Below are 25,759 nucleotides of genomic sequence, written 5' to 3'. Positions count from 1 at the left end.
GCGGTTAAGGTAGTTGTCCACAGGTCCGGCGGCGAGGTATCGACGGGACTGGCCAGTACTGCGAAGGTGGGGCCATGGCAAAGAAACGCAAGGCCCCCGGCTCCCCGACCACCACCGTTACTGTCCGCCCCACTTCCCCGGACGATGTCACCAATCCCCCGCGTCACCGCAGGCTGCGCGCGCAGCGTAGCGGGGACTCCTTCGCTTTGCTCGACGACGCTCTTGATCTCGGACTTGTCTCCGGCGACGTCATCAGTTGCGCATCGGGGGCCGACGGCCGCCGCTACCTCAGCGGCCTCGTCCGATTGCGCGAAGGAACCTTAAGCCAGGTAGGCATCGGTGGATCCCTCTGCCGCCACCATTTCGCCGAGTTCGTGGACCAGGCCACCGATGACTGGCATGATGACGGCGCGGCCCGCGTACAGGAACGCGGTGGCTCCCTGTACGCCTTCTGGCCGATTGAGATTCCCGTCGCCGAGGCCTCGCTCGCGGTCGACTTATCCGCCTCTGAGTATCGGCTCAAGCACTTGATCGTGCCGCCGGAACTCAGGCAGGATCTCATCAGCCACTATGTCTTTTTCGGCCCTCCCGCCACGGCCCACGCAGCCTGAGCTACTCCCGGGTGAGTCCGTCCACGAGCAGCATGTTGCCGATGACGTGCGAGGCACGCATCCCGGCATCCAACGCGCGGTGGCCGAAGCTATCGCCGGTGAGCACCGTCTCCCGCAGCAGGGCGATACCCTCGGCGACGAGCAGCAGATTACCGCCGTGTCCCAGACCCTGACGGACGATCGTCCCGTCCTGCAGGGTGCGATCATCGGCCAGGGTGGACGTGGCGGCCACGAACACGCCGGCCAATGCAGACGGAGCGATGAGCGACTTCTTCCGCCAGGTCGCCAACCCCAGGCCCGTGGCCCAGGCGGCGGCGCGCAACCCCACGCGCACCGGAGAAGGGCGGGCGCCCCGGTCGTAGAGCTTCGCTGAGTAGGCGGCGTGCTGGGAGGCAATGCCGAACATGCCCATCACCGGGGTGTGGTCCGGTTTGCGCAGCTTGGCAAAATCCCCGATCCAGCCCCCGGCCAGCCCGGCGAGCAGCACCGGTGAGGCATCGTGGCGCACCACGGTGCCGGCCAGCGGGGGCATGGTGGTCGCGATCGCCACGGCCGCGGCCTTCTCCCATCCAAACAGGCGCGACCACACGCTCAGCTCACCGGACGCCAGGTAGGCGATGCGTTCCGGCTCTTGGAAGGAGGCACCCAACGACGCTCGCAGGGCCTCCACCCCCTCGCGGGTGCGGGTGAGCAGTTCAGTGGCAGGAGAAGCGGCGGAAGTCGTCATGGGCCCCAGGGTAGTTGGCAGCTCTCGCAGCCGCCGCAGACCTGTTCCATCAAGAAGTATCGGGAAGTATCGGGCCGTATCTGAAAAACTCGATACGGCCCGATACTTCTTGATAGTTCAGTGTTTCCGCTGTTCAACGCCGCCTACCAGGCCATCCACCAGCATGCGCTGCGCCAGAACATAGGTCAGCGCCACCGCCAGATCCAGCCCACGCGCGATAGAGCGGGAGCCCTCGGAGCGAAGGAGCAGACGGAGAAGAATGAGCGAGTCCGACAGCAAAAACAGATTCCCGCCCAGGGCCAGTCCCCTCCCGCGCATCGCAGGATCGGCGGCCAGCGCCGAGGTGGCAGTAACCATCCCGCCATAAATCGCCACCAGGCTAAGGTGACCGCGCCCGAACCAGGTAGCTGCCGCAAAAGGCACCGCCCGCAACACCACCGGCGCCATCCGGAAACGCGCGCCGCGGCGCCACAATAACCACTGGTAGGCCGCCTGGTTCACCGCGAAAGCGCTCGCCCCGGCTCGGAGGCCCCCGGGCCGCATGAGCAGCAGATCGCCAGCCCACCCACCAGCCAGTCCCACCAGGCCAATCTCACGCTCGGGGGTGGGGGCGGTGAGGGGGGCGTCGATAAGCAATGGAACCACCGCCGGCTTCGACACCGCCTGTAGACGGCGCGAACCCAGCAGCCGGGAGGCGGCGTAGGCGCCGCCCGCCAGCCAGTAGAGCCACCGCATCTACTTCTTGCGGCCGGCCTTGATCACGCGCTTGGTGCCCGGGGAGGGAGCCTTGCGGGTGCTCTTCTTGGTCGTTTTCTTGGTCGACTTCTTAGCTGCCTTCTTGGACGCCTTCTTCGGGGCACCGCCGTCGGCGGCCTCCTTGGCGCGGCGCTCCGACAGCAGCTCGTTGGCGCGGGCGTCGGTGATGGTCTCCGGGGAATCGCCCTTACGCAGGGAGGCATTGGTGGTGCCGTCGGTGACATACGGGCCGAAGCGACCGTCCTTGACGGACATCGGCTTGCCGGAGACATCGTTGTCGCCGAGCATCTTCAGCGGCGGCTGCGCGGCGGCGCGACCCCGGCGCTTCGGCTCCGCGTAGATGCGACGCGCCTCGTCGAGGCTGATGCTGAAGATCTGGTCCTCGCTGGCCAGGGATCGGGAATCGCTGCCCTTTTTCAGGTACGGGCCGTAGCGGCCATTCTGGGCGGTGATGATCTCGTTGTCCGCCGGATCAACACCCACCTCGCGCGGCAGGCTGAGCAGCTGCAGGGCCTCCTCGAGGGTGACCGTCGCGGGCTCCATCGTGGAAAACAGGGAAGCCGTACCAGGTTTGAGGTTCTCCTCGACGAGCGCGTTGATGCGCTTTTCCTTCTGGGCGGCCGCGGTCTTGGTCTCCCAGTTCTTGGCGCGCATGCCATCGGCGGCACGCTGCGCGTCCTCCTCGGCACGTTCCTGCGCGACGACCTTCTCGGCGGCGGCCTCGGCGGTGGCCCGCTCATCGTCACGCACAACCTCGGTGACATAGGGGCCGTAGCGGCCCTCCTTCGCCACGATCATGCGCCCGTTGGCGGGGTTCTCGCCCAGCTCACGGCCGCCCTGCGGGGTGGCGAAAAGCTTCTCGGCGAGCTCCAGGTTGAGCTCATCCGGGGTCGTCGACTCCGGCAGGTTGGCGCGCTGGTACTCCGGCTCGCCGTCCTTCTCCCCGACCTTGCGCTCGATGTAGGGGCCATAGCGACCGACGCGGACGAAGACAGCACGACCTTCCTCATCGTCGAAGAGGTGGAGGGAGTTCACGGCGCGGGCGTCGATGTGCTCAAGGTTCTCACCGACCAGGGCCTTGAGGCCACCGTGACGGGCGATGGACTCGGCGGTGTTGTCATCAGCCTCGGCGTCGCCGAAGTAGAAGCCGGTCAGCCACTGTGTGCCGTCCTCCTCACCGGCGGCGATGTTGTCCAGCTCATCCTCCATGGAGGAGGTGAAATCGTAGTCCACGAGCGGGGTGAAGTTGTTTTCCAGCAGGCCGACCACGGCGAAAGCCACCCAGCTGGGCACGAGCGCGTTGCCGCGGGGCAGGACATAACCGCGGTCCTGGATGGTCTTGATGATCGACGCATACGTCGACGGACGACCGATACCCAGGTCCTCCATCTTCTTCACCAGGCTGGCCTCGGTGTAGCGGGCCGGTGGGTTCGTGGAGTGGCCGTCGGCGGTGATCTCCGTGGCGGTCAGCGCGTCACCTTCGGAGAGGTTCGGCAGGCGCTTCTCGGCGTTGTCGGCGACGTCGCGGCCATCAGCCTGGCGGGTGGTCTCGACATAGGCACGCAGGAAACCAGGGAACGTAATGGTACGGCCGGTTGCCGAGAACTCTGCCACCTCACCCGTCTGGGCGGTACCTGCGATGGTCACCTTCAGCGAGGTGCCCTTCGCATCCGACATCTGGGACGCGACCGTGCGCTGCCAGATGAGCTCATAGAGCTTGAACTCCTCCGCGTCGAGCTGTCCATGCAGCTCACCCGGGGTGGCGAAACGTTCGCCGGCGGGGCGGATCGCCTCGTGCGCCTCCTGGGAGTTCTTCGACTTACGGTCATAACGGCGCGGCGAATCCGCGACGAAAGCATCGCCGTAGAGCTCCTTCGCCTGCTGCCGCGCGGCGGACAGACCTTGCTCGGACAGCGAGGTCGAATCGGTACGCATATAGGTGATGTGACCGTTTTCGTACAGGCGCTGCGCGATACGCATCGTGCGATCCGAGGTGTAGTGCAACTTGCGCCCGGCCTCCTGCTGGAGGGTCGAGGTCATGAACGGCGCGTAGGGACGGCGGGTGTAGGGCTTCTCCTCCACACCCGTGACCTGCATGTCCGCGCCCTGCAGAGCTTCCGCCAGGGCCTCAGCCTGCTGCTTATCGACGACCACCGCCTCACCCTTGAGACGTCCCCGATCATCGAAGTCACGCCCCTGGGCGACGCGCTGGCCGTCAATCGTCGACAGCTTCGCCTGGAAGGTTCGTGGGTTCTCCGGGTCGTTGCCATCCTTGCCCGTATCCAGTTCGGCAGACAGGTCCCAGTACTCGGCGGAAATGAACGCCATGCGCTCGCGCTCCCGCTCCACGATGACGCGGGTGGCCACCGACTGCACGCGACCCGCCGACAAACGCGGCATGACCTTCTTCCACAGCACCGGGGAGACCTCGTAGCCGTAGAGACGGTCGAGGATACGACGGGTCTCCTGGGCATCGACGAGATCCGCGTCCAGCTCACGGGTGTTCTCCGCGGCGGCGAGGATGGCGGGCTTGGTGATCTCGTTGAACACCATGCGCCGCACCGGCACGGAGGGCTTCAGCACCTCGAGCAGGTGCCAGGCGATGGCCTCACCCTCACGGTCGGGGTCTGTGGCCAGCAGCAACTCATCGCACTGCTTCAGCTTCGACTTGAGGTCAGCGACCTTCTTCTTCTTGTCCGGGCTGACGACGTACAGCGGTGCGAAACCGTTCTCCGTGTCCACGCCCAGGCGTGCCCAGGGTTCCTTCTTATACTTGGCAGGCACGTCCGCGGCACCGCGGGGCAGGTCGCGGATGTGTCCGACCGAGGCCTCGACGATGTAGTCGCCTCCCAAGTACGGCTGGATTTTCTTCGCCTTGGTCGACGACTCCACAATGACCAGGGTCTTTTTCCCTGATCCCTTAGCTTCTGCCACTGGGGGATCTTCCCTCTCATCTAGCTGGTGCCACTTTTTCCGGACAAAACCGTCCTTCCGGGAGACTTTAGCCGAACCCGGGGTCTGGACAACACGTTACACAGTATTTAATGGCCCTCCTGTGCCCACCCCATTCGCAGCTTTCTCACAGCCGGACCCCGTATTCCATGACCGGATATGCCATTAACGTGGCGGGAATGACCGAGCTGCTCATCACCTGGGTGGAAACACTACTCACCCTGCCGGCGTTCTACCCGGTGCTCGCCGCACTGGTGGTGACAGATTCCCTGGTCCCCCTCATCCCCAGCGAAGCCGTCCTCACCCTGGCCGGCACCTGGTCCGGCGCACGCGGTGTCCCCGCCTTGGGCGGCATCATCGGGGTGGCCATCACAGCAGCCATCATCGGCGATAACATCTGCTACCTGCTGGGCACCCGCCTCATCGGGATCGTGGAGCGTACTCCCGCCGACACCTCCCGCGGCCGGGCTATTACCTGGGTGCGGGAGAACATCCGCCGCAACGCCGCCACCACCATCATCATCGCCCGCTTCATTCCCTGGGCGCGCTGGTTCATGACCATCATGCTCGGCTCCGTCCGTTACCCCTGGCGGTGGTTCTTCCTCTACGACACCATCGGCGTGGTGCTGTGGGCCCTGCTGGCCACCCTCATCGGCTACGCCGGCGGGTGGTACTTCTCCGAATACCCACTGCTCGGCGTGGTGGTGGGCATCAGCTTCGGCGGGCTGGTGGGCACCCTCATCCAATGGGGACAGCGGCGGTGGACGGGGCGTCGATAAGCACCACAAAAACAACAATGACCGCCCTCCCGTGACACGGGTGGACGGTCCTGCGAGAAAACTTGTCACTTGGCCCGAGGGCCAAGAAGCTTCCTTGAAGTGCTCGGTGTGAGGCTTAGAGCGGGCGAACAGCCTGCGCCTGCGGGCCCTTGGCGCCCTCACCGATCTCGAACTCGACCTGCTGGTTCTCCTCGAGGGTACGGAAGCCGGAGCCCTGGATCTCGGAGTAGTGGACGAAGACGTCAGCGGAGCCATCGGCCGGAGCGATGAAGCCGAAGCCCTTCTCAGCGTTGAACCACTTCACAGTTCCCTGTGCCATGTTAAAAACCTATTTCTTGATGTGGAGGTGGTACGGCGCCGACATATGCCGACAGCCGGGTCGTATCGAACCCCCGATGGACCACCATCCCCAGGTGTGGAGCGGTGATTCGGGTGCTCGCGTATAAATCCCTTGCGAGCACGTAAACGTAACGCACAGAAACAGCGACCGGCACCCAGTGTGTCACGAATTAGTCCGCCGCGATAGTCTAACGACGTTTCAGGGCGGGAAATCACCCTGACTTCTCCCACATACAGGGGTGATCACATTGACGATGCCTGGGCCCTCCGGAAACCTCCTCGGCGCCGAACTCGCCGCCGCCATTACCCACCGCTTCCCCACCTCCACCTGCACATATTCCACCGTGCAGGAACCGCGCACCGCCCAGTACGGCCCGTGGCCGACGTGGGTGCACCCCGGCCTGCGCGAGCATCTTTCTGAAGAAGGTATCTCCCGCCTGTTTCGCCACCAGTCCGCCACCGCGGAGCATGCCTGGCGGGGCGAAGACGTGGTGGTGGCCACCGGCACCTCCTCCGGCAAGTCGCTGGGGTATCTCGTGCCGATCCTCTCCGCTCTGGCCGCTACCCCCAACGCCTGCGCCCTGTACCTGACGCCGACGAAGGCCCTCGGTTCGGATCAGTTGCAGGCGGTGTCGGCGCTGACGCGGGCGATCGATGGCCTGCGCACGATCCACCCCGCCCCCTATGACGGAGACACCCCCACCGAGGCCCGCAGCGGCATCCGTGACGCCTCCCGTTTTGTCTTTACCAACCCCGACATGCTGCATGTTTCCGTCCTGGCACACCATCAGCGCTGGGCGCGCCTGCTGCGGCACCTGCGCTTCATCGTCATCGACGAGTGCCACACCTACCGCGGCGTCTTCGGCGCGCACGTCGGCCTGGTGTTGCGTCGGCTGCTGCGCCTGGCGGAGCACTACGGTGCGCGGCCGACGGTGATTCTGGCCTCCGCCACCGCCAATGACCCGGCCGCGCATGCCTCCACCCTCATCGGCCGCCCCGTCACAGCCGTCACGGAGGACGGTGCCCCCACCGGCGCGCGGACGGTGGTGTTGTGGGAGCCGGGGTTCCTGGAGGGGATCGAGGGTGAAAACGGTGCCCCGGTGCGCCGTGCCGCCACCACGGAGGCCGCCGGCATCATGGCCACGTTCGTGGCGGAGGGGGCCCGCACGCTGACGTTCGTGCGTTCTCGGCGTTCGGCGGAGCAGGTGGCCTTGCGCACGATGGAGGAGCTGTCCTCGCTGGGCAGACCGGATTTCGCCCGCCGCATCGCCGCCTACCGGGCGGGTTATCTGGCGGAGGACCGGCGGCTCCTGGAGCGCCAGCTCGACGACGGCACACTCCTCGGGGTGGCCACCACCAATGCCCTGGAGCTGGGGATTGATGTCGGTGGCCTCGACGCCGTGGTCACCGCTGGGTTCCCCGGCACGGTCGCCAGTTTCTGGCAGCAGGCGGGCCGGGCGGGCCGTCGCGGGCAGGGGTCGATTGTGGTGCTCGTGGCCCGCGATGAACCGATGGACACCTACCTCGTCCATCACCCCGATGCATTGCTGGGCCGCCCGGTGGAGCGCACGGTGTTCAACCCGCATAACCCTTATGTGCTGCGGGGGCATGTGTACTGCGCGGCCGTGGAGAAACCCCTGTCCGTGGCGGATGTCGACGCTCTCGGTGCGCACAGCGTCGTCGCCGAACTCACCGAGTCCGGCTACCTGCGCAAACGTCCGCGTGGGTGGTTTCCCACCCCGCTTCTCGACGCCCCCCTCACCCCCGAAACCGCCCACGCCCATGTCCAATTGCGGGGTGGTAGCGGCGAAGAGATGCTCATTGTCGATGTCTCCGACGGGCGCCTTCTGGGCACGATCGATGCGGCCCGGGCGGCCGCGCAGGTCCATCCCGGCGCGGTGTATCTGCATCAGGGGGAGAGTTTCGTCATTGAGGAGCTCGACTTCGATGAGCACATCGCTCTCGCGCGTCCCGAGGTACCGGAGTATTCGACGATCGCCCGTTCCGAGACGTCGATCCGCATCCTCGGGGACCCAGTTGAGCTGCTCAACTACTCCCCCGGCCTGTGGGTGGCCAGCGTCGAGGTGGAGGTGACGGATCGGGTGACCGGATACATAGTTAAGCTGGCCGACGGCACCACCGCCGATCATGTTCCGCTGGACATGCCAGAGCAGACGTTGCTCACCCGGGCGGTGGCGTACACCATTGATCCCCTGGCGTTGGAGGCGATGGGGGTCAGCGCGGGAGATATCCCGGGCACGTTGCATGCTGCGGAGCACGCGGCGATCGGCCTGCTGCCGTTGATCGCCACGTGCGATCGTTGGGATATCGGCGGGGTATCCACCGCGTTGCACCAGGACACAATGCTGCCGACGGTGTTCGTCTACGACGGTCACCCCGGGGGCGCGGGTTTCGCCGATGAGGGTTTCGCCCGCTTCCCGGAGTGGATCGAAGCGACGTTTAACGCCGTGCGTTCTTGTGCCTGCGAGTCCGGCTGCCCGTCGTGCGTGCAGTCGCCGAAGTGCGGCAACGGCAACAATCCGCTGGACAAGGCCGGGGCCCTCAAGTTGCTGGGCACGCTGGTGACCATGACGGGTGCTACACCGGGCCCGCCGTCGACGTCACCTCCTGTCCCCTGATGGTGGCGGTGATGGTGGCGTCGGCGCCCACTATCCGGCATCCGCTTATCGACGCCCCGTTCCTCCCCGCCGTCTCCTCCGCCGCGGGGCAGGCATCCTTTCCGTGATACACCGCGGTGGCGGCAGCTATCGCCGCGAGGTCGGCAGCGACCTGCGCCTGATGATGGGCGCTGACCTGCCCGGATAGGTTCACGATGACGACGGCCAGGCTGAGGAGCGCGGCCGCCGCCCCGGCGGAGACCAGCGTGGGCATCAGGGCACCTCCACGGGGAAAACAGCCTCATGGCGGCGTGTTCCTAATGGGGAGGGCACACTGGCGGTGGCGGTTGCCAGACCGGCATGTTCGGTGACATGTACCGCGCCCCGGGTGGGCCGGTAGTCAACGCCGATGGCGTGGGACCGGGCCGCCGCCCCGGCGATGTCGACCGCCGAGAGGTGCGCGGTCATGGTGGCGAGGCCGGCGATGATGAGCCCGCACACGGTGATGAGGCTGCCGATGCCGAGCGCCGCCTCGATGGTGGTCATGGCGTGGAGTTCAGGGCGGTGGTGATGATGTCCTCGATGGCGGAGACCACGGCGTTGGCGTTGATCACGGCGTAGAGGACGGCGGCGAGCGCGGCGGCCGCGATGGACCCCATGGCGTATTCCACGGTGCTCATGCCCGTGTCGTCGGCGAGGGTGGTGCGAAGGTGGCGGTAGATGGTCATGTGTTTCTCCTAGTGAGTGACGAGTAGTTGGGTGCCCAGGCTGATGACCACGGGGGCCAGGCCCAGGACGAGGAAGGCGGGCAGGAAACAGAGGGTGAGAGGTAGGGCGATGAGGACTCCGGCGCGTTCTGCCCGGGCTGTGGCCTGGGCGGTGGCGGAGTCGCGCAGCCCGGTCGCGATGCGTTCGCACGCCTGCGACATGGCTGCACCGGAGCGTTCGGACATGGTCGCCAGGGCGGCCAGGTCCTGTAACCCAGGCACCTCGGCCACCTCCGCCCAGGCCCGCTGGGCGGGAACCCCGATGGCCAGCAAGGCGGCGACGGTGCGCCACGCGTGGTGGGTGGTGGGTTCGGTGCCGACGTCGACGAGTGCGGCGCTGGCCGCGGCCGGGCTGAGCCCGGCGTGCAGGCACGCGGCGTAGAGGTCGAGGTCGGCGGCGATGGCGAGGTGGTCGGGTGGTGCTTGTCGACGCCACCGGGGGGCGGGCCCATCCCGGGGCGTCTTCGGACCGCGGGCTGGCAGGCGGGACAAGGGCTGTGGGGGCGGGATGAGCAGGATGAGTGCGAGGAAGATAAGGCTCATGCCGCCGCCTTCCCGATAATGTGGCGGGCCCACACGAAACCACCGGCCGCCAGAGCGGTGCCGAGGACGAGCAGCACACCGCCGAGGCCTCCCCCGGTGAGGAATCCGACCGGGTCGGCTCCCATCGCGGTGCCCATCGCGATGCCGGCCAACGGGAGCAGGGTGAGAATGACGGCGGTGGCTTGGGGCCCCTGGAGTGTGGCGGTGGTGGTGTCGCGGTGTCGGAGGCGGGCGTCGAGACGCGTCTGAGCTTGGGCGACCAGGGCCGTAAGGGGTAGTCCGTGCCGGTCGGCGAGGCGCCAGAGCGCGGCGAGGGGAGCCAGTTCTGGTGGGGCATCGTCGAGGGCGGCCGCGCCGGAGATGCCGCGGTGGACGTGGGAACGCACCACGAGGAGAGTGTCTGCCAGGTCACGAGGTGTCTCGGCGGGCAGGTGCTCGGCGGCGTGGTCGACGGCGACGGTCATGGAGTGTCCGGTGCGCAGTTCGCCGACGAGGTGACCGAGGAACGCAGCAGTGCACTTTTCACGGCGGCGGGTGAGAGCGCGGCTGCGGGCATCCCGGATGACCCAGGTGGCAGCCGCCGCGGCGAGGAGACCGGCCACGGTGGCGGTGAGGTTGCCCAGCACGAGCAAGAGCAGGCCGATCCCGAGCAGTGGGAGCGCGGTGAGGCGGGGTCGGCTACCTGGCTGAATACGTGTCGCGGGGGCGGGTGTCGGCAGTACCAGGTGGGTGGCGATGAGAAGCAGAGCAGTCACGATGTCACCCCCACCTCCCGCGCGAGCTCAGCGAAGCCGGGCAGTTCTCCGCGGGTGGCATCCCATATCAGCTCCGGTTGGGCGGTGTTGTCGACGCGACCGATCTGCTCGACTATGCGCCGACCGTCCGGCAGGCGCCGCATGACGATGATGACGTCGACTGCCGCCGCGAACTGCGGGTGCAGCGCTGCGCGGTCGAGCCCACCGAGGGCGGCGAGAGCTTCGAGGCGGGCGGGTACTTCGGCGAGGGTGTTGGCGTGGATAGTGCCGGCCCCACCATCGTGGCCGGTGTTGAGCGCGGCGAGCAGGTCAACGACCTCCGCCCCGCGGATCTCTCCGACGACGATCCGGTCGGGCCGCATCCGCAGCGCCTGGCGCAGCAGGTCGGACATGGTGATATCCCCGGTGCCCTCGATGTTCGCGCCGCGGGAGACGAGCGTGACCACATGAGGGTGGGGTGGCGCCAGTTCGGCGGTGTCCTCGATGCACACGATCCGCTCGTGGGGTGCGACCTCGGCGAGCAACGCCGCCAGCAGCGTCGTCTTACCGGTCCCGGTTCCGCCGACGACCAGCAGGGAACGCCGGTGGCGCACTATTCCGCGCAGCAGATGTGCAATATGCTTATCGACGGTCCCCCGGTCGGTCAGTTCCTCCAGCGTCGTCGTCGCGGGACGGAGGATCCGCAGACTGAGACAGGGGTGTTCGGCGGCGGGCGGGGATAACAGGGCGTGCAGCCGGATGATGGTGCCGTCCTCGCGGGTCAGGCGCCCGTCGGCGAAAGGTCGGGCATCATCTAATCGACGGCCGCAGGCAGTGGCCAGCCGGGTGGCGAGCTGCCGGACCTCCGCGTCATCGCGGAAGGCCAGCCGGGAGCGTTCCATGCCCTGCCCCCGATCGAACCAGACCTGATCAGGAGCGTTGACGACGATATCCGTCAACCCCTCGACCGCAAGCAGTTCCTCCAGGGCCCCGATGCCGGTGGAGTCATGGCGTAAGCGGCGCAGCACATCCAGAACATCGACGTCGGAGATAACCCCGGCCTCCTCCCGGATGAGGCGGACTAGCTCCGTGGCGTCGCACGCGGTGCGGGATGATTCGACGAGACGGCGTTGCACCTTCTCCAACAGGTCATTCATCGTGTCACCCCCGCGTCTTCCAGCACGAGGCGGGCGGTGGTGACCAGAGGGCCGGGCAGCCGTTCCGGCAGGCCACCGAGCTCCGAAAGCTTGGGGATCCCCTGCAGTGTGCTGAGCGAGGTGATGACTTCGCGGCCGGTGATCCGGGTAACATCGCTGGCAGACAAACCCGCCCAGTAACGCTGGCGGGCGATCGTGGTGACAGCCGCGCGCCGGGAGATGAAGTCGGCACACAGTCGGGTTGCCGCGGCTGCGGGACGAACCTCGCAGGGGATGAGGATGACCACTCGGTCGCTGGCCTCGACGACGACATCGGCAAGCGGACCGGCGGGATGGAAGTCGACGATGGTCACACCCGATTCCCGGGACAGCGCCTGCAGCACCGGAGCCAGTAACTGCGGGGTGAGCCGATAAGGGTCGGCGATGGTGCTCCGCGCCGCCGACAGGCACGCGATCCCGTCACCCGTGGTCGGCAGCACCGCGCGGATATCCGACCCCGCCACCGCCCCCTCCCCCAGCTGCAGTTCCGGCCAGCGCACCCCGGAATCATCCTCCAACCCCAGAAGCAGATCGAGACCACCCGAGAGTGCGTCAGCATCAACAATGGTCACCGGGTGCGAACGGGCGGCAACCCGCGCGACGGCTACCGCCAGGGTTGAGGCCCCGGCCCCTCCCGAGGATCCGCACACAGCGATCACGGTGCCGGGCCCCATGTCCACCGCTTGTCGATCCTCACCGGCAGCGCTCGCATGCCCGAGAGTGGCTAACAGTTCGGGGGCCTGGGCGGGAAGCACATAAGCGTTCTCTGCGTGTCCGCGCAGGGCAGATTGCCAATCGACGGGACCAGGGTCGGGGGCGAGGAAATGAATGCCGGGCCGCCGGTCGAGGGTGGCGACATGGCCGGCGGTGTCGGCGTCGATAAGCACCGAATGAGCGCGGGGAAGAAGGCGAGTGATCTCGCGGGGATCCATGGTGTCGACGATGCCGTGGCCGGTGGCTGCGGCAACGTGCATGGCTTCCGGATGGATGACGGGGTCTCCGACGGCGACGAGGATGAACGTGCTGGTCATGACCTCAGGATGACCGCGTCCAAGACCGACGACAAGGGCCAGCCCGCCAGCCTGTGGATAACCCCCGACATTGTTGACATATCAGCGCCTAGCCTGTGGAGAAGTATCCGGAAAATAAGGGACGGCCCGCGCCTCGGGGGGGGTGTGCGCGGGCCGTCTGTAACCCGGCATCGGGGGGGATTGCCGGGGCAGGCCACACTGTATATCGGGGCCTTGCACAAGAAATTATGGCACATCAACACGCGCATGACAACACCGAGAAGCAGATTTCTCGAAAGTGCTTGCTAGGCGCCCAAAATGCCAGCTTCCGACTGTCACACTAGTCACAGTTGCCCCACCAGAAACACTGGCATCTTACTTTTCTCAGGATGGAGGGCTACACTGAGACCTCATGAACTCTGGGTCCCCTGCGCAGCAGTCGGCCACCACGGCGGATTCCCCGCGCGTGGCGGCCTTCTTCGACCTGGATAAGACCATCATCGCCACGTCCTCCGCCTTCGCCTTCGGACGTGAATTCATGCACAACGGCCTCATCACCACCTCCGAGGCCCTGCAAATGTCGCTCGCCAAAGCCAGCTACATGATCGCCGGACAGTCCAGCGACCAGATGGACACCACCCGCGACCAACTCGCCTCCCTCGTGGCAGGCTGGTCCGTAGATAAAGTCCGCCAGATCGCATCCGAGACCATGCACAACGTGGTCACCCCGGCCATCTACGCAGAAGCCCGCGAACTCATCGCCTTCCACCGCAACGCGGGCCACGATGTCATCATCATCTCCGCCTCCGCCTCCCACCTCGTCGACCTCATCGCCGAGGAACTCGGCATCACCCAGGTCGTCGCCACCGAACTCGAGGTTCGCGACGGCCGCTTCACCGGCGAAGTTCTCTTCTTCTGCAAGGGCGAGGCCAAGGCACAGGCCATCACCGACCTCGCGCACGACAACGACTACGACCTCGCCCACAGCTACGCCTACTCCGACTCCGCCACCGACATCCCCATGCTGCAGGCAGTCGGCAACCCGGTCGCCGTCAACCCCGACCGCGCAATGAAGAAGGCCGCGTTGGAGAACGGGTGGGACATCCGCACCTTCCGCGACCCCGTCCCCCTCTTCCAGATGCCCTCCCCACGCGAGATCAGCATCGGCGCCTCCATCGTCGCCGTCATCTCCGCCGCAGCGGCCGGCGGCATCTGGTGGGCACAGCGCGGACGTCGCGGCTCCGCTTAAGGCACTCCACTTAGGGCACCGACGGGTCTACCAAACGTCAGACACCCCCACCCCACTACGCCCAACCCACCACACCTAAGACCACCTGCCCGTCTGACGTTACGTAGAAACGCCCCGCAGAACCGCCCCGCAGCCCGCCCGAACACCCCGCACCCGCTACAGCGCGCGGGCGATGGCCTCGGCTTCCTCTGCGCCCGCGATCCAGGACCGCAGCGACAGCTCCAGGAACTCCACGGCACTGCCCTCCGCCCAGGCTTCCGCAGCCGCGACGTACGCCGCACGGTGGCGCAGGAGGTAGGGCTCGGGAACGGCGAGTCCGCGCGGATCAAAGCCTGAGCTGACAGCCGCCAGCCGCCCCGCCGCACGCGAGATGAGTCCGGAGCGTTCCCCGAACAGCCGGTGGCCGAGGATCTCGGCGTGGACGACCTGTGGCAACAGGACATCGTGGGCGACACCTCCGGACACGAGGGCAGCCAGTCGCTGTAGCCGTTCGGGTGAGCCTTCGGGTCGGCCGCCACCCCCGGCGGAGACGGACATGCGGGCCAGTATCTGCAGCGGTGCGCGCCCGAAGACCCGCGCGGAAGACTGCAGTGAGTCGGGGGCCAGCATGCTGGAGACTGAAATAGACGCCCCGAGTGCCCCTTCGGCGGGGTCGGTGAGGCGGATGGTGGGATCGTCGATAAGCGCGGATGTGCGGGCACCGCGCAGCACGGATTCGGAGCCGGTGACCTCCGCGCGACGTAGTGAGACGGGTCGCCGGTGGACGGCGGCGACGGCCCGGCGCGCCGAGTCCGCCAGGGAGGCGACGTCGCCGAGAGCCAGGAGGGGTTGCAGAGGGTCAGCCGCGGACATATCCACTACGATAGCGGCGCAAGGGTTGCGCATTCATCGCGAATCCGTGGCACCATGGTCAGGAATGGTTAACAACGCATGACAGAAGCTGCAGGAAGGCACATCGTGAGCAACAACGGACTTTATACAGACGGACCGAAGGATTTCACCCCGCGCGTCAACTCAATTCCGCTGACTGACGTTGACACGACGCGCGCGGGCGAGGGTTCCATCGGTGACCTGGTGTCCAACGCCACCTCGCAGATGTCTTCTCTGTTCCGTGCGGAGTTGGAACTGGCCAAGACTGAGCTGGCTGGTGAGGCGAAGAAGGGTGCCATCGGTGGTGGCCTGTTCGGCGTCGCCGGTGTTATCGCCCTGTACTCCTCGTTCTTCTTTTTCTTCTTCGCCGCGGAGTTGCTGAGCACCTGGCTGCACCGTTGGGCGTCGTTCCTCATCGTCTTCCTCTTTATGCTGCTGCTGGCTGCGTTGCTGGCTCTGTTCGGTTGGAAGAAGGTCAAGAAGGTGGGTGCACCGAAGAAGACCATCGAGTCGGTGTCGGAGCTGAAGAATCTGGTGCCGGGGCAGGCTACCAAGAAGCTTGAGGGCCGCAACCGCGGTCTGTACAGCTAACCCATCCCCTACCTGCCGCCCGCGTTTGTTTATCGCGCGGGCGGATTGTTCTTTTTTGGAGGCCCTGAGTGTTCTCTCGTCGCGTGGTGTTGTCGCCGTCGGTGGTGGAGTTGGCGGGGCCTTTTGAGCATGTGTGGGTGCATACGCGGGGGATTCGTTTGCATGCGGCGGTGGCGGGGGATGCGGGGGATCCGTTGGTGGTGTTGCTGCACGGGTCTTTTTCGGGGTGGTTTGAGTTCCGTGAGGTGATCGCCCCGTTGGCGGCACGGGGCTTTCGGGTGGCGGCAGTGGATGCGCGTGGTTTCGGGATGAGTGATCGTCCGCCGGCGACGCCGGGTGATGGGTTGCGTACCGCAGCTGGCGATATCGCGGGTTTCATCCGGGCTTCCGGATATGACAGCGCGGTGGTGGTCGGTGCGGATACGGGCGGGACGGTTGCATGGGCGTTGGCTGCGCATTACCCGGATATGGTGTCGGCGTTGGTGTCAGTGAGTGCCGCCCATCCGGTGGATATCCGCCGCGCTATTGCGGCGCGCCCGTGGCACCACGTGCGCACGATGGCCCGGCCCGGGTTGCCGTGGTTCGGGCTTGCTGCTTATCGACGCCACCTCGCCGCCTCCACCACCCCCGAGTTCCGGGATTCCCCGGGTTTTGGCGAGGAATTGGGGTTGCGTCGGAAGGCGGCGTCGATAAGCAATGCCCGTCCGGCGATCGCTCGGACGAATCGGCTGCTGACGGCGGCGGTGTCGGCGCGCTGGCTGCATCCCCAAGTGCAGGCGCCCACGCTGTTGTTGCAGCCGCCGTTGCCGCGGTGGCGGCACCTCACGAGGCGCTCGGTGAAGCGGGTGGCCGGGGATGTCACGGTGCGGCACATCGCGCGCAGCCGGGACCTGCCGCATCTGGAGAACCCGCAGGGGTTTGTTAAGACGTTGGCCGAGTTCCTTTAGCGGCTGACGCACTCCTGGGTGTTGACCGGTGTGGTCCATGCGGTGATGTCGCCGATCTGAGATTGGACTTCCTCCGCGGTGAGCACGTAGCCGGTATCGGTCTGGTCGACGCTGGCGCCGAAGACCACGCCGAGGACTTCACCCTGCGAGTTGGTCATGGGGCCGCCGGAGTTGCCCTGGCGAATGGTGCCGCGGACGGTGTAGGCGTCGCGTTCGACGCGGCCGGTGGCGTAGATGTCGGGGCCGGCGATGAGCAGTTGTTCGCGGATGCGGGCGGGGGCGGCCTCGAAGGGGCCGGATTCGGGGAAGCCCATGACAATGGCGTCATCGCCCGATTTCGCCGGCACCGGCGCCCACGGCAGCACCGGGAGGTTCAGCCCCGGGGAGTACAACACGGCGACGTCCACGCCGGGGTTGTAGTAGACCACCTGCGCTTCCTTGACGCCGAGCACGGTATCCAGGCGGACCTCCTGGGTACCGGCCACGACGTGGGCGTTGGTAATCACGTAATCTTCCTCCGCCACGAAACCGGAGCCCATGAGGCGGCGGGAGCAGACATCGGAGTCACCCTGGATGTGCACCACGCCGGGGCGCAGCGCCTCCACGAGTTCGGTGTTCTCCACCTGGATGGCCGGGGCCTCCACCTCGCGGGCGGGTGGTTCTTCGAAGGGGGCGAAGATGGGGGGCAGTCCGGATTCGTCGAGAAGCGCCGTGATCCGGGCAGGCAGCTGATTGAGTCCGCGCGGGGTATTGGAGTCGACGAAGCTGAGGATGCTCGAGTTGCGGATCCCCTGGCTAAAGGAACCCGCCAGGCCCGTGGCCAGCGGGATCGAGATCAACCACATGACGATGAGGGTGGCGGCTCCGGTGAAGGCGGCGCCGATGGCGGAGTCGATGGTCTGGGAGGAACGCATCCGCATCCGCTCACGCAGCGAGGAACCCAGCACCCCGCCGATGAGGTTGCCTAAGCCGACGAGCAGGATGATCGTGCCCAGCCCGAGGAGGAAACGCAGGGCCACGGAATCGGTCAGCTGCATCACCGGCGGGGCCAACGCCGCACCGATGATGAGGCCGGCAACCACCCCGATCGTCGAGAGCACCGACGCGAAGGCCCCTTGCCGCCATCCCACAACGATCGCGATGACAAGCCCCAGGAAAATGAGGCCGTCAACAATGAGCGCGGGTGTCACAGGTGGTGGTTCCTATCGGTGTAATCCGGGGTTATCGCAGGAATCTTACCCGGTTGCCCGGCTCGGAATAGGCAGGCTCGTTGTTGCGCGATTTAGCCAGCGTCGCCTGCAGGTCGAGGGTGGTCTCCCGGTCCCACTCCTGTTCCCACCCACCGTGGTGGAGCAGCGCGGACAACAATCCGGCGGTGAAACCCCACACGAGGTAGTCGTTGATGGTGAACGCGGGCCCTGTCCATCCGGACCAGCCGACCATGAGCCGGTTCCGGGGGTCAACCAGATCATGCAGATAGGCGGGGAAAACATCATCGGCCTCGACGGGGCTGGCGACACCCACCTCACCCGGCGTGTGCCAGTGCCCGAGCACGGGATGCACAGGGTAGCCGGAGGCCCGGATGTGCACGGGGTCCATCTCGGCGATGGGGGTCACGCTGCCCCGGTCCAGGCCGGTTTCCTCCCAGGCTTCGCGCAGGGCAGCATCGACGGGGTTGAGGTCGGTGGGATCGATGCGCCCGCCGGGGAAGGCGATCTGCCCGGAGTGCGAGCGCATCGACGGGGAGCGGTGCGTGAGCAGCACCGCGGCATCTGATGGTGGGTCGGCCTGCAGGTGGTCAGCGCCGGAGAACAGCATGAGGACAGCGGCTGAGCGGTCGCCCCGGCGCGTGCTTCTTCCCCGCGCATCGACGCTGCGCACATCCCGGTGCGCCCGGGCGTTATCCATCCGATGCACCAGGCCACGCATCCAGCGGGGTGCCTTCTCGGGGGCCAGCCGGGTGTTCTCTCCGGGGGCATCGGGCCCGAATTCCTGCCTCACCGGGTAGCCACCGCCTCGTCGACGGCCTGCTGGATCTCGTCCGCCGAGGCGAAGGTGCGGGGGAACAGGGCGATCTGCTGCTCCCCGTCGAAGACGACCGTCAGCGGGATAACACCGGGCAGCCCCAACGTGCCGGCAAACGAATTGTCCAGGTCCTGGTAGCTGGGCAGGCGGATGCCGAGTTCATCGAGCATCGCGGCCCCGTTGGCGGGATTTTTATCGGCGTGGACACCCACGGTGGTGTACTGCGGGTTCGCGGCGGCGAACTCATCGAAGTACGGCAGCTCATCGCGACACGGTCCGCACCACCAGGCCCACACGTTGACCACGGTGATCCCCTCCGGGCCCACCGCAGCGTTATCGCCGCCGAGGCAGTCCAGAGCGACGCCCCCGGCTCCGGTGGCGGGGCAGTCGGGTCGCTGCCCGACCTCGCTTATCGACGCCCCCTCCGGCACCGCCAGCGTCTCCCCGCCATCATCCGGTGAGTTGACGGTCTGCAACATGATCACGGCCCCGGCGATGACCGCGATGGTCAGCACCACGCCAATGACCACCATGGCCAGCAGCTGACGGATCATGCCGACACCTCCCGTGAGGGGCAGTCCTTGGCGATGACACACACGACGCACTCGGGGCGGCGCGCGTGGCACACCCGCCGCCCGTGGAAGATGAGCCGGTGGGAGAACATGGTCCATTCCTTCTTCTCGATGCGGGCCGTGAGGTCCTTTTCGATCTGTAGCGGCGTGCTCGCCTCCGACAGCCCCAGGCGGTGCGCCAGGCGGGTGACGTGCGTATCGACGGCTATCCCTGGCAGCCCGAAGGCATTACCCCGCACCACCAGCGCCGTCTTGCGCCCCACACCCGGCAGGGAGACAAGGTCATCGAGGTCGCGGGGCACCTGCCCATCGAAACGCGCCATCAGCGCCTCCCCCAGGCCCAGCAGGCTCTTAGCCTTCGCTCGGAAGAAGCCGAGGGGCCGGAGGATCTCCTCCAGTTCTGTGGGAGAGGCGGCGGCGAGTGACGCGGGCGTCGGAAAGCGGCGGAACAGCTCCGGAGTGACCTGATTGACCCGCACATCCGTGGTCTGTGCCGACAACACGGTGGCCACGGTGAGTTGAAAAGCATTGTCGAAGTCCAGCTCGCAGTGAGCGTCAGGGTACTCAACCGCCAGCTGGCGGTTGATACGCCGCGCCCGCCGCGTCAGCCCCAGATCACTAGTTGCCATACGGGACAGCTTAGCCACTACGATCTAGCTACATGAGTGCCGTCCTCGTCGTCGTCGCCCCGGTCGTTCTCGCGTTGTTCGCGATGCAGATGGAGAAGCTGGAGTCCTGGATCCTGCCCTCCGCGCCCGAATAAATGTGACAAATTTCCCTTACCTGGCTCGCACGTGACCAATTCCACGGTAGGGTGGTGAGGAACACACTGCGCCGTGAGTCACAAGCGACCCCACATAGAGGTCCCTCCGGCGCACCATCAATGTAGACCGAGGAGCGTCACGTGGAAGGTGTACAGGAAATCCTGTCCCGCGCCGGAATCTTCCAGGGGGTTGATCCGGTTGCCGTCAACAACCTGATCAAAGACATGGAAACCGTCCGATTCCCCCGAGGAACAACCATCTTCGAGGAAGGCGAACCGGGCGACCGTCTCTACATCATCACCACCGGCAAGGTGAAGCTCGCCCGCCACGCCTCTGACGGCCGCGAAAACCTCCTCACCGTCATGGGCCCCTCCGACATGTTCGGCGAGCTGTCCATCTTCGACCCGGGCCCGCGCACCTCCTCGGCTGTCTGCGTCACCGAGGTCCAGGCCGCGACGATGAACTCCGAGATGCTCAAGCAGTGGGTCTCCGACCACCCGGAGATCGCCCAGCAGCTGCTGCGCGTCCTCGCCCGCCGCCTGCGCCGCACCAACGCCTCCCTCGCGGACCTCATCTTCACCGACGTCCCCGGCCGCGTGGCCAAGACCCTCCTGCAGCTAGCCAACCGCTTCGGCTCCCAGGAGGGGGGCGCCCTGCGCGTCAACCACGATCTCACCCAGGAAGAGATCGCCCAGCTCGTCGGCGCCTCCCGCGAGACCGTCAACAAGGCCCTGGCCACCTTCGCCCACCGCGGCTGGATCCGCCTGGAGGGCAAGAGCGTCCTCATCGTCGATACCGAGTCGCTGGCCAAGCGCGCCCGCTAAACCAGCAGAGAAAAACCGCCGCCCCCTCGCTGGGGGGCGGCGGTTTCTTCACGTTCTACTGCTTGGACAGGTACCGCAGGGCCACGCGGGTCGACTGCTCCGCGGCGTGCCGCAGAACCGGGTCAACATCGTCGTACATCTCGTCGATGAGGGTTTTGAGGTCAACATCCTCACCAAGGCGGGAATGCACCTCCCGGATCTGGTTGAGGCGATGCTCACGCCGGTCGATGTACTTACGGGCAAAGGCGGAGACATCCTCCCCCTCCGGACCATGGCCCGGCAGCAGCGTGACACCCTGGCCACGCTCCTCCAGAAGACGCAGGGTGTCCAGGTACTGGCCCAGATCCCCGTCCGTCTCCGAGATCATCGTCGTGTGACGGCCGGCAATGGTGTCGCCGGTGATGATGCCCTCCAGGGTCGACTCCCCCGGCTTGCCCGACCAGATGAAAAAGCACGCGGAATCCGCGGTGTGCCCCGGGGTGTGCACAACCTCAACCTGCGGTGTGACGCCGTCGACGGAGACCACGTCGCCGTCGATAAGCGGGGTGCCGTCACCGGCGCACGCGGTGGGATCAAACGCCCGGATCGGGGCGCCCGTCAGCTGACGGAAACGATGCGCCCCATCAGCATGATCGGGATGGTGGTGAGTGAGCAGGATCAGACCCACCTTCTCGGCCTTCGCGCCGAGAACATTGAGGTGGCCCTCATCCTCCGGGCCGGGGTCAATGACAATGCTGTGGGTGTCCCCCTCCGCACGGATGACCCACGAATTCGTGCCCTCCAAAGAGGCATAACCCGGATTCGGGCACAGGACGACTGACGCGGACTCAGTGACCGGTCGCAGCTGGCTGTAGGCAGGATGCTCCATGGGCACCAGCTTAGCCCCCTTTGCGCGGCCAGCCGAACAGATACCCATAAATTGGGTCTAGTCAGCTACCTCGACGATGAGCTCGATCTCCACCGGGGCACCCAGCGGCAGCTCGGCGACACCGACCGCGGAACGAGCGTGCTCTCCCGCGTCGCCGAATACCTCACCCATGAGGTTCGACGCACCGTTGACCACCGCCGGCTGGGACGTGAAACCCGGCGCCGAAGCGACAAAGCCCACGAGCTTGAGGATGCGGGTGACCTTGTCGATGCCCACCAGGGCATCAATGGCCGCCAAGCCGTTGAGCGCCGCGGTGCGGGCCAGCCGTGCGGCCTCCTCCTCGGTGACATCCTCGCCGACCTTGCCGGTGGCAGCGAGCTGCCCATCGACAAACGGGAGCTGGCCGGACGTCCACACCTGATTGCCGGTGCGGATGGCGGGCACATAAGCAGCGACCGGGGCAGCGACCTCAGGCAGTTCGATGCGCAATTCAGCGAGGCGCTCGGAGACAGTGCTCATCAGTTCTTCTCCCGCTTCATGTAGGCGACCACATTCTCGGGGTTCGGCCCCGGAATGACGGTGACAAGCTCCCAGCCATCCTCACCCCAGGTATCCAGGATCTGCTTGGTGGCGTGGCTGAGCAGCGGAACGGTGGCGTATTCCCAATTAGTCATGGCACCACACTAGCCGCTTAGATGCCGTTGAGCTCCCCACCTGACGACAGATACTCCGCCCAATTGGTGATGTGCGGGTTCTTGCGCAGCAGAGCGCGGCGCTGCCGCTCGGTGAGACCACCCCACACACCGAACTCCACCTTGTTATCCAGGGCGTCGGCGCGGCACTCGGTGACCACGGGGCAGTGACGGCAAATGACGGCGGCCTTACGCTGCTCGGCGCCACGGACGAACAGGGCATCCGGGTCCCCGGCGCGGCACTTCGCCTGAGTGATCCACTCCCCACGCTCGTAGCAGGTGGGTTGCTGCTCATCGAACGGCGTACGGAAGGACTCTCCGGCGAGGGGGGTTGCCATCATGCTCTCCAATCTGACAGGCCGTGTGGCGTTGGTTTCCTGCATGTAAGTGTATTCACAGTCTTAACACTAAGTCGAATACGTCACACTTCCAGGGGCAATCAATAGTTCCCACTACCCCCCTCCACTGCGTAGGGTAAGGGACGTGTCTGTGTGGAAATCCCTGGGAAAAATCACCGCCGCCGCCGTTGTCGCAGGTGTGGCGGGTGCGCTCGCCCTCGCGCCGGTCGCCGGTATCTCCGGCGTGGGTGTCGCGCGTACCAACGAAACGATGCAGTCGAACCTGGCGGACCTCACCGATGGCACCACCCCCGGGGTTACCACCATCACGGACGTGACCGGCCAGCCTATCGCCTGGCTGTACGACCAACGCCGCTACCCCGTGGGCAATGACGAGATCTCGCAGAACATGAAGAACGCGATCGTCGCCATCGAGGATCACCGCTTCTACGAGCACGAGGGCGTGGACATCCAGGGCACCATGCGCGCCATGGCCACCAACGTGCTGGCCGGTGGCGTCGAACAAGGTGCGTCCACCATCAACCAGCAGTACGTGAAGAACTACCTGCTGTTTATCGACGCCGAGGACGAGACCGAGCAAGCCGCCGCCATCGAGCAGTCCATCCCCCGCAAGCTCCGCGAGATGCGGATGGCCTCCGACCTGGACCGCAATCTGTCCAAGGACGACATTCTCACCCGCTACCTCAATCTCGTGCCCTTCGGAAACCGCTCCTTCGGTGTGGAAGCCGCCGCCCGCACCTATTTCGACAGCAACGCCGCCGAGCTCAGCGTCCCGCAGGCCGCACTGTTGGCCGGCATGGTCCAGTCCTCCGAGTACCTCAACCCGTACACCAACCCGGAAGGTGCCCAGCAGCGCCGCGACACCGTGCTGCGCGCCATGGCCACCCACGGCTACCTCTCCCCGGAGGAGGCGGAGGCATACATCGCGGAACCTCTGGGGGTGCTGGAAGCCCCCGCCACCTTGCCTAACGGCTGCATCGCCGCCGGTGACCGTGGTTTCTTCTGCGATTACGCGCTGACCTACCTCGAGGCCAAGGGCGTGGAGCGGGACCGCCTCATGGAGGGCGGCTACACCATCACCACCACCCTCGACCCGCAGGTCCAGGACGCCACCCGCGCGGCGGTGAGCAACAACGTCGACCCCATGGCCCAGGGGGTGGCCGAGGTAATGAACGTCGTCGAGCCGGGCCGGGATTCCCGCAACATCCTCGCCATGGCTTCCTCCCGCAACTACGGACTCAACCTCGAGGCCGGAGAGACGGTTCTCCCGCAGACCAGCTCCCTGGTGGGCAACGGCGCGGGTTCGGTATTCAAGATCTTCACCGCCGCCGCCGCCATCGACCAGGGCATGGGCCTGGAGACGGTGCTGGATGTGCCGCGCCGTTACGAAGCCCAGGGCTTGGGTTCCGGCGGCGCCGCCAACTGCCCGCCGAACACCTACTGCGTGGAGAACTCCGGCACCTACAAGGACAAGATGACCCTGCGGGAGGCTCTCGCGCATTCCCCGAACACCACGTTCATCCAGCTCATCGAGCAGGTGGGGGTGCCCGCGGTCGTCGACATCTCCGTCAAGCTGGGACTGCGTTCTTATGAGGTCCCCGGCACCTTCGACGGTGAGGCGTCCATCGCCGAGTACATGAAGGGCGCCAACCTCGGCTCCTACACCCTCGGCCCCACCGCCGTGAATCCCCTGGAGCTGTCCAACGTCGGCGCCACCCTCGCCTCCGGGGGCCGCTGGTGCGAGCCGAACCCCATCGCGAAGGTCACCGACCGGGAGGGCCAGGAGATCTTCCTCGAACGCCCCGCCTGCGAGCAGGCCCTCGACGAAGGTGTGGCGAATGCCCTGGCCGGTGGCATGGCGGAGGACCTCATCTCCGGCACCGGCGCCCGGGCTGCCTCCGCCCACGGGTGGGGTGGACAGGCCGCCGCCAAGACCGGCACCACCGAGTCGCATTACTCTTCCGCGTTCCTCGGCTTCAACACCGGGTTCGCCGCCGCGCCGTACATCTACAACGACGGTACCGCCAGCTCCCCGCTGTGTAGTTCCCCGGTCCGCCAGTGTGGCTACGGCAACCTCTTCGGCGGCAATGAGGCCGCGAACTCGTGGTTCCAGGCCGCGAACCAGGTTCCCGTCGCGGTGAACGGCGCCCTGCCCAGCCACGACTCAACCTATGACCTGGGTACCACTCACGCGGTGCTCGCCGAGGTGGAGGGCATGCGCGAGCCGGATGCCCGGCGCGTCCTCGAAGGGGACGGCTACCGGGTGCAGGTGCGCACGGTCGACGGGTCCCGCCCCCGCGGCCATGTGGAGCGGGCGGTGCCGGATGGCCTCCTGCAGGAGGGCGGCACCGTGACCTTGGAAATCTCCCGCGGTTACACGCCCCCACCGCCTACCCAGGAGCGTCCTACGACGCGTCCGGCACCCCCGCAGATCACGCAGCAGGACATCGATGACGTCACGAATCAGCTGCGTGACGCCCTCGGCCTCTAGCCCAGCTTGGCACGCACGGCGGTCGACAGGCGCTTGCCGTCCACCTGCCCGGCACCAGCCGCGGTGGCGGACTTCATGACCTGCCCCATCTGCTTCATCGACACCTCTGCCGGTGCGATGCCCTGCTCGGCGGCTACGGTGGCGACCGCGTCGTCGACAAGCTTCTCGACGCCCGCGTCATCCAACTGCGCCGGCTGGTACTCCTCCAGCACCGCGACCTCCGCGAGCTCCGTCTCGGCGAGCTCGGGGCGGTTGTTATCGGTGTAGATCTGCGCCGACTCGCGGCGCTTCTTGATCTCCCGGGCGATGACCTTGAGGATGTCCTCGTCGCTCGCCTCATGCTTGGTGCCGGTGGTCTCCTCTCCCTGGATAGCGGCCAGCAGCATGCGGATGGTGCCGGTGCGGCCCTTGTCCTTGGCCAGCATCGCGGTCTTCAGGTCGGCGCGGATCTTGTCCTTCAGCTCACTCATGGGGA

At 66.4% G+C, this 25,759-nt stretch carries 29 protein-coding genes; 8 read left to right on the top strand and 21 right to left on the bottom strand.

The window, feature by feature from the left end:
• Positions 1–74: 74 nt before the first annotated feature.
• The gene (locus Q4G50_RS00745) at positions 75–611 is read left to right on the top strand and encodes a hypothetical protein (RefSeq protein WP_303375715.1); all 537 of its coding nucleotides are present in this window, start codon (positions 75–77) and stop codon (positions 609–611) included.
• Position 612: 1 nt separating this feature from the next.
• Here the strand turns inward: Q4G50_RS00745 and Q4G50_RS00740 are convergent, their stop codons facing one another.
• From Q4G50_RS00740 to topA, 3 genes are all read right to left on the bottom strand, one after another.
• The gene (locus tag Q4G50_RS00740; RefSeq protein ID WP_303375714.1) at positions 613–1,338 is read right to left on the bottom strand and encodes a lysoplasmalogenase family protein; all 726 of its coding nucleotides are present in this window, start codon (positions 1,336–1,338) and stop codon (positions 613–615) included.
• A gap of 117 nt (positions 1,339–1,455) precedes the next feature.
• Entirely contained in the window at positions 1,456–2,073 is a 618-nt protein-coding gene (locus Q4G50_RS00735) for a lysoplasmalogenase family protein (protein ID WP_303375713.1), read from the bottom strand.
• Positions 2,074–5,028 carry a type I DNA topoisomerase gene (topA, locus tag Q4G50_RS00730; RefSeq protein WP_303375712.1) on the bottom strand — a complete coding sequence of 985 codons (2,955 nt, stop codon included), beginning with the start codon at positions 5,026–5,028 and terminating at the stop codon, positions 2,074–2,076.
• A 197-nt stretch (positions 5,029–5,225) separates the two neighbouring features.
• On the opposite strand from topA, the gene Q4G50_RS00725 reads away from it, so the two are divergent.
• Positions 5,226–5,825 carry a DedA family protein gene (locus Q4G50_RS00725; RefSeq protein WP_303375711.1) on the top strand — a complete coding sequence of 200 codons (600 nt, stop codon included), beginning with the start codon at positions 5,226–5,228 and terminating at the stop codon, positions 5,823–5,825.
• Positions 5,826–5,940: 115 nt separating this feature from the next.
• Here Q4G50_RS00725 and Q4G50_RS00720 read toward each other — a convergent pair whose 3' ends face one another.
• Positions 5,941–6,144 (bottom strand): cold-shock protein, encoded by a 204-nt coding sequence (locus Q4G50_RS00720; RefSeq protein ID WP_040084711.1) that lies wholly within the window; start codon positions 6,142–6,144, stop codon positions 5,941–5,943.
• Between the two features lie 274 nt (positions 6,145–6,418).
• On the opposite strand from Q4G50_RS00720, the gene Q4G50_RS00715 reads away from it, so the two are divergent.
• Entirely contained in the window at positions 6,419–8,803 is a 2,385-nt protein-coding gene (locus Q4G50_RS00715; protein WP_303375710.1) for a DEAD/DEAH box helicase, read from the top strand.
• Here the strand turns inward: Q4G50_RS00715 and Q4G50_RS00710 are convergent.
• Genes Q4G50_RS00710 through ssd form a run of 7 tightly spaced genes read right to left on the bottom strand, consistent with a single transcriptional unit; the run spans position 8,763 to position 13,053 of the window.
• On the bottom strand, positions 8,763–9,056 hold the full coding sequence (locus Q4G50_RS00710) for an Rv3654c family TadE-like protein (protein WP_303375709.1): 294 nt from the start codon (positions 9,054–9,056) through the stop codon (positions 8,763–8,765). The two genes, Q4G50_RS00715 and Q4G50_RS00710, sit on opposite strands and share 41 nt — an antisense overlap.
• The gene (locus Q4G50_RS00705) at positions 9,056–9,328 is read right to left on the bottom strand and encodes a hypothetical protein (protein ID WP_303375708.1); all 273 of its coding nucleotides are present in this window, start codon (positions 9,326–9,328) and stop codon (positions 9,056–9,058) included. Before Q4G50_RS00705 ends, Q4G50_RS00710 begins: the two co-directional genes overlap by 1 nt.
• Entirely contained in the window at positions 9,325–9,510 is a 186-nt protein-coding gene (locus Q4G50_RS00700; RefSeq protein ID WP_303375707.1) for a DUF4244 domain-containing protein, read from the bottom strand. The genes Q4G50_RS00705 and Q4G50_RS00700 overlap by 4 nt, the downstream gene beginning before the upstream one ends.
• Before the next feature lie 9 nt (positions 9,511–9,519).
• Entirely contained in the window at positions 9,520–10,092 is a 573-nt protein-coding gene (locus tag Q4G50_RS00695; RefSeq protein ID WP_303375706.1) for a type II secretion system F family protein, read from the bottom strand.
• Complete coding sequence (locus Q4G50_RS00690) at positions 10,089–10,847, bottom strand: type II secretion system F family protein (RefSeq protein WP_303375705.1); 759 nt, start codon at positions 10,845–10,847, stop codon at positions 10,089–10,091. The genes Q4G50_RS00695 and Q4G50_RS00690 overlap by 4 nt, the downstream gene beginning before the upstream one ends.
• A complete protein-coding gene (locus Q4G50_RS00685) occupies positions 10,844–11,983 on the bottom strand; it encodes a TadA family conjugal transfer-associated ATPase (RefSeq protein WP_303375704.1) in 1,140 nt (379 codons plus the stop codon). Before Q4G50_RS00685 ends, Q4G50_RS00690 begins: the two co-directional genes overlap by 4 nt.
• Positions 11,980–13,053, bottom strand: coding sequence for a septum site-determining protein Ssd (gene ssd, locus Q4G50_RS00680; RefSeq protein ID WP_303375703.1), 1,074 nt, complete (start codon positions 13,051–13,053; stop codon positions 11,980–11,982). Before ssd ends, Q4G50_RS00685 begins: the two co-directional genes overlap by 4 nt.
• 391 nt (positions 13,054–13,444) lie before the next feature.
• On the opposite strand from ssd, the gene Q4G50_RS00675 reads away from it, so the two are divergent.
• On the top strand, positions 13,445–14,281 hold the full coding sequence (locus Q4G50_RS00675) for an HAD family phosphatase (protein WP_303375702.1): 837 nt from the start codon (positions 13,445–13,447) through the stop codon (positions 14,279–14,281).
• Between the two features lie 156 nt (positions 14,282–14,437).
• Here the strand turns inward: Q4G50_RS00675 and Q4G50_RS00670 are convergent, their stop codons facing one another.
• Positions 14,438–15,133: a hypothetical protein gene (locus Q4G50_RS00670; protein ID WP_303375701.1), complete on the bottom strand. Its 696-nt coding sequence runs from the start codon at positions 15,131–15,133 to the stop codon at positions 14,438–14,440.
• Positions 15,134–15,235: 102 nt separating this feature from the next.
• On the opposite strand from Q4G50_RS00670, the gene Q4G50_RS00665 reads away from it, so the two are divergent.
• Both Q4G50_RS00665 and Q4G50_RS00660 read left to right on the top strand, forming a co-directional pair.
• On the top strand, positions 15,236–15,742 hold the full coding sequence (locus Q4G50_RS00665; RefSeq protein ID WP_303375745.1) for a phage holin family protein: 507 nt from the start codon (positions 15,236–15,238) through the stop codon (positions 15,740–15,742).
• A 68-nt stretch (positions 15,743–15,810) separates the two neighbouring features.
• Positions 15,811–16,689 carry an alpha/beta fold hydrolase gene (locus Q4G50_RS00660; RefSeq protein WP_303375700.1) on the top strand — a complete coding sequence of 293 codons (879 nt, stop codon included), beginning with the start codon at positions 15,811–15,813 and terminating at the stop codon, positions 16,687–16,689.
• Here the strand turns inward: Q4G50_RS00660 and Q4G50_RS00655 are convergent.
• From Q4G50_RS00655 to nth, 4 genes are all read right to left on the bottom strand, one after another.
• Positions 16,686–17,879 carry a MarP family serine protease gene (locus Q4G50_RS00655; RefSeq protein WP_303375699.1) on the bottom strand — a complete coding sequence of 398 codons (1,194 nt, stop codon included), beginning with the start codon at positions 17,877–17,879 and terminating at the stop codon, positions 16,686–16,688. The two genes, Q4G50_RS00660 and Q4G50_RS00655, sit on opposite strands and share 4 nt — an antisense overlap.
• 31 nt (positions 17,880–17,910) lie before the next feature.
• Positions 17,911–18,618: a CoA pyrophosphatase gene (locus Q4G50_RS00650; protein ID WP_303375744.1), complete on the bottom strand. Its 708-nt coding sequence runs from the start codon at positions 18,616–18,618 to the stop codon at positions 17,911–17,913.
• A 68-nt stretch (positions 18,619–18,686) separates the two neighbouring features.
• Complete coding sequence (locus Q4G50_RS00645; RefSeq protein ID WP_303375698.1) at positions 18,687–19,268, bottom strand: TlpA disulfide reductase family protein; 582 nt, start codon at positions 19,266–19,268, stop codon at positions 18,687–18,689.
• Positions 19,265–19,915: an endonuclease III gene (gene nth / locus Q4G50_RS00640; protein WP_303375697.1), complete on the bottom strand. Its 651-nt coding sequence runs from the start codon at positions 19,913–19,915 to the stop codon at positions 19,265–19,267. The genes Q4G50_RS00645 and nth overlap by 4 nt, the downstream gene beginning before the upstream one ends.
• A 275-nt stretch (positions 19,916–20,190) precedes the next feature.
• On the opposite strand from nth, the gene glxR reads away from it, so the two are divergent.
• The gene (gene glxR, locus Q4G50_RS00635) at positions 20,191–20,874 is read left to right on the top strand and encodes a CRP-like cAMP-activated global transcriptional regulator GlxR (RefSeq protein WP_303375696.1); all 684 of its coding nucleotides are present in this window, start codon (positions 20,191–20,193) and stop codon (positions 20,872–20,874) included.
• A gap of 55 nt (positions 20,875–20,929) precedes the next feature.
• Here glxR and Q4G50_RS00630 read toward each other — a convergent pair whose 3' ends face one another.
• From Q4G50_RS00630 to Q4G50_RS00615, 4 genes are read right to left on the bottom strand one after another with little or no spacing between them, the layout of a single operon-like run.
• Positions 20,930–21,742: an MBL fold metallo-hydrolase gene (locus tag Q4G50_RS00630; protein ID WP_303375695.1), complete on the bottom strand. Its 813-nt coding sequence runs from the start codon at positions 21,740–21,742 to the stop codon at positions 20,930–20,932.
• 57 nt (positions 21,743–21,799) lie between these two features.
• Positions 21,800–22,261, bottom strand: a complete 462-nt coding sequence (locus Q4G50_RS00625; protein ID WP_303375694.1) for a RidA family protein — start codon at positions 22,259–22,261, stop codon at positions 21,800–21,802.
• On the bottom strand, positions 22,261–22,416 hold the full coding sequence (locus tag Q4G50_RS00620) for a DUF4177 domain-containing protein (RefSeq protein ID WP_143337501.1): 156 nt from the start codon (positions 22,414–22,416) through the stop codon (positions 22,261–22,263). The genes Q4G50_RS00625 and Q4G50_RS00620 overlap by 1 nt, the downstream gene beginning before the upstream one ends.
• 17 nt (positions 22,417–22,433) lie before the next feature.
• Positions 22,434–22,775 carry a WhiB family transcriptional regulator gene (locus tag Q4G50_RS00615; protein WP_303375693.1) on the bottom strand — a complete coding sequence of 114 codons (342 nt, stop codon included), beginning with the start codon at positions 22,773–22,775 and terminating at the stop codon, positions 22,434–22,436.
• Between the two features lie 142 nt (positions 22,776–22,917).
• Between Q4G50_RS00615 and Q4G50_RS00610 the strand changes: the two genes are divergently transcribed.
• The gene (locus Q4G50_RS00610; protein WP_303375692.1) at positions 22,918–25,284 is read left to right on the top strand and encodes a transglycosylase domain-containing protein; all 2,367 of its coding nucleotides are present in this window, start codon (positions 22,918–22,920) and stop codon (positions 25,282–25,284) included.
• On the opposite strand, the gene Q4G50_RS00605 is transcribed toward Q4G50_RS00610, so the two are convergent.
• The gene (locus Q4G50_RS00605) at positions 25,281–25,754 is read right to left on the bottom strand and encodes a GatB/YqeY domain-containing protein (RefSeq protein ID WP_303375691.1); all 474 of its coding nucleotides are present in this window, start codon (positions 25,752–25,754) and stop codon (positions 25,281–25,283) included. The genes Q4G50_RS00610 and Q4G50_RS00605 overlap by 4 nt on opposite strands.
• Positions 25,755–25,759 lie beyond the last annotated feature (5 nt).

It is taken from the genome of Corynebacterium sp., assembly GCF_030538285.1.
Classification (GTDB): Bacteria; Actinomycetota; Actinomycetes; order Mycobacteriales; family Mycobacteriaceae; genus Corynebacterium.
Note: the sequence above shows the minus strand (reverse complement) of the source record. Positions and strands in the feature narration are given on the sequence as shown.

Excerpts from the sequence above, each read along its gene's own strand:
- Q4G50_RS00700 (WP_303375707.1), bottom strand. The coding sequence starts at position 9,510 with ATGACCATCTACCGCCACCTTCGCACCACCCTCGCCGACGACACGGGC.
- Q4G50_RS00630 (WP_303375695.1), bottom strand. The coding sequence starts at position 21,742 with ATGGAGCATCCTGCCTACAGCCAGCTGCGACCGGTCACTGAGTCCGCG.
- Q4G50_RS00715 (WP_303375710.1), top strand. The coding sequence starts at position 6,419 with ATGCCTGGGCCCTCCGGAAACCTCCTCGGCGCCGAACTCGCCGCCGCC.
- Q4G50_RS00650 (WP_303375744.1), bottom strand. The coding sequence starts at position 18,618 with ATGCGTGGCCTGGTGCATCGGATGGATAACGCCCGGGCGCACCGGGAT.
- Q4G50_RS00695 (WP_303375706.1), bottom strand. The coding sequence starts at position 10,092 with ATGAGCCTTATCTTCCTCGCACTCATCCTGCTCATCCCGCCCCCACAG.
- Q4G50_RS00620 (WP_143337501.1), bottom strand. The coding sequence starts at position 22,416 with ATGACTAATTGGGAATACGCCACCGTTCCGCTGCTCAGCCACGCCACC.
- Q4G50_RS00710 (WP_303375709.1), bottom strand. The coding sequence starts at position 9,056 with ATGCCCACGCTGGTCTCCGCCGGGGCGGCGGCCGCGCTCCTCAGCCTG.
- Q4G50_RS00735 (WP_303375713.1), bottom strand. The coding sequence starts at position 2,073 with ATGCGGTGGCTCTACTGGCTGGCGGGCGGCGCCTACGCCGCCTCCCGG.
- Q4G50_RS00625 (WP_303375694.1), bottom strand. The coding sequence starts at position 22,261 with ATGAGCACTGTCTCCGAGCGCCTCGCTGAATTGCGCATCGAACTGCCT.
- nth (WP_303375697.1), bottom strand. The coding sequence starts at position 19,915 with ATGGCAACTAGTGATCTGGGGCTGACGCGGCGGGCGCGGCGTATCAAC.
- Q4G50_RS00675 (WP_303375702.1), top strand. The coding sequence starts at position 13,445 with ATGAACTCTGGGTCCCCTGCGCAGCAGTCGGCCACCACGGCGGATTCC.
- Q4G50_RS00645 (WP_303375698.1), bottom strand. The coding sequence starts at position 19,268 with ATGATCCGTCAGCTGCTGGCCATGGTGGTCATTGGCGTGGTGCTGACC.
- Q4G50_RS00720 (WP_040084711.1), bottom strand. The coding sequence starts at position 6,144 with ATGGCACAGGGAACTGTGAAGTGGTTCAACGCTGAGAAGGGCTTCGGC.
- Q4G50_RS00605 (WP_303375691.1), bottom strand. The coding sequence starts at position 25,754 with ATGAGTGAGCTGAAGGACAAGATCCGCGCCGACCTGAAGACCGCGATG.
- Q4G50_RS00685 (WP_303375704.1), bottom strand. The coding sequence starts at position 11,983 with ATGAATGACCTGTTGGAGAAGGTGCAACGCCGTCTCGTCGAATCATCC.
- ssd (WP_303375703.1), bottom strand. The coding sequence starts at position 13,053 with ATGACCAGCACGTTCATCCTCGTCGCCGTCGGAGACCCCGTCATCCAT.
- Q4G50_RS00745 (WP_303375715.1), top strand. The coding sequence starts at position 75 with ATGGCAAAGAAACGCAAGGCCCCCGGCTCCCCGACCACCACCGTTACT.
- Q4G50_RS00705 (WP_303375708.1), bottom strand. The coding sequence starts at position 9,328 with ATGACCACCATCGAGGCGGCGCTCGGCATCGGCAGCCTCATCACCGTG.
- Q4G50_RS00725 (WP_303375711.1), top strand. The coding sequence starts at position 5,226 with ATGACCGAGCTGCTCATCACCTGGGTGGAAACACTACTCACCCTGCCG.
- Q4G50_RS00615 (WP_303375693.1), bottom strand. The coding sequence starts at position 22,775 with ATGATGGCAACCCCCCTCGCCGGAGAGTCCTTCCGTACGCCGTTCGAT.
- Q4G50_RS00740 (WP_303375714.1), bottom strand. The coding sequence starts at position 1,338 with ATGACGACTTCCGCCGCTTCTCCTGCCACTGAACTGCTCACCCGCACC.
- Q4G50_RS00670 (WP_303375701.1), bottom strand. The coding sequence starts at position 15,133 with ATGTCCGCGGCTGACCCTCTGCAACCCCTCCTGGCTCTCGGCGACGTC.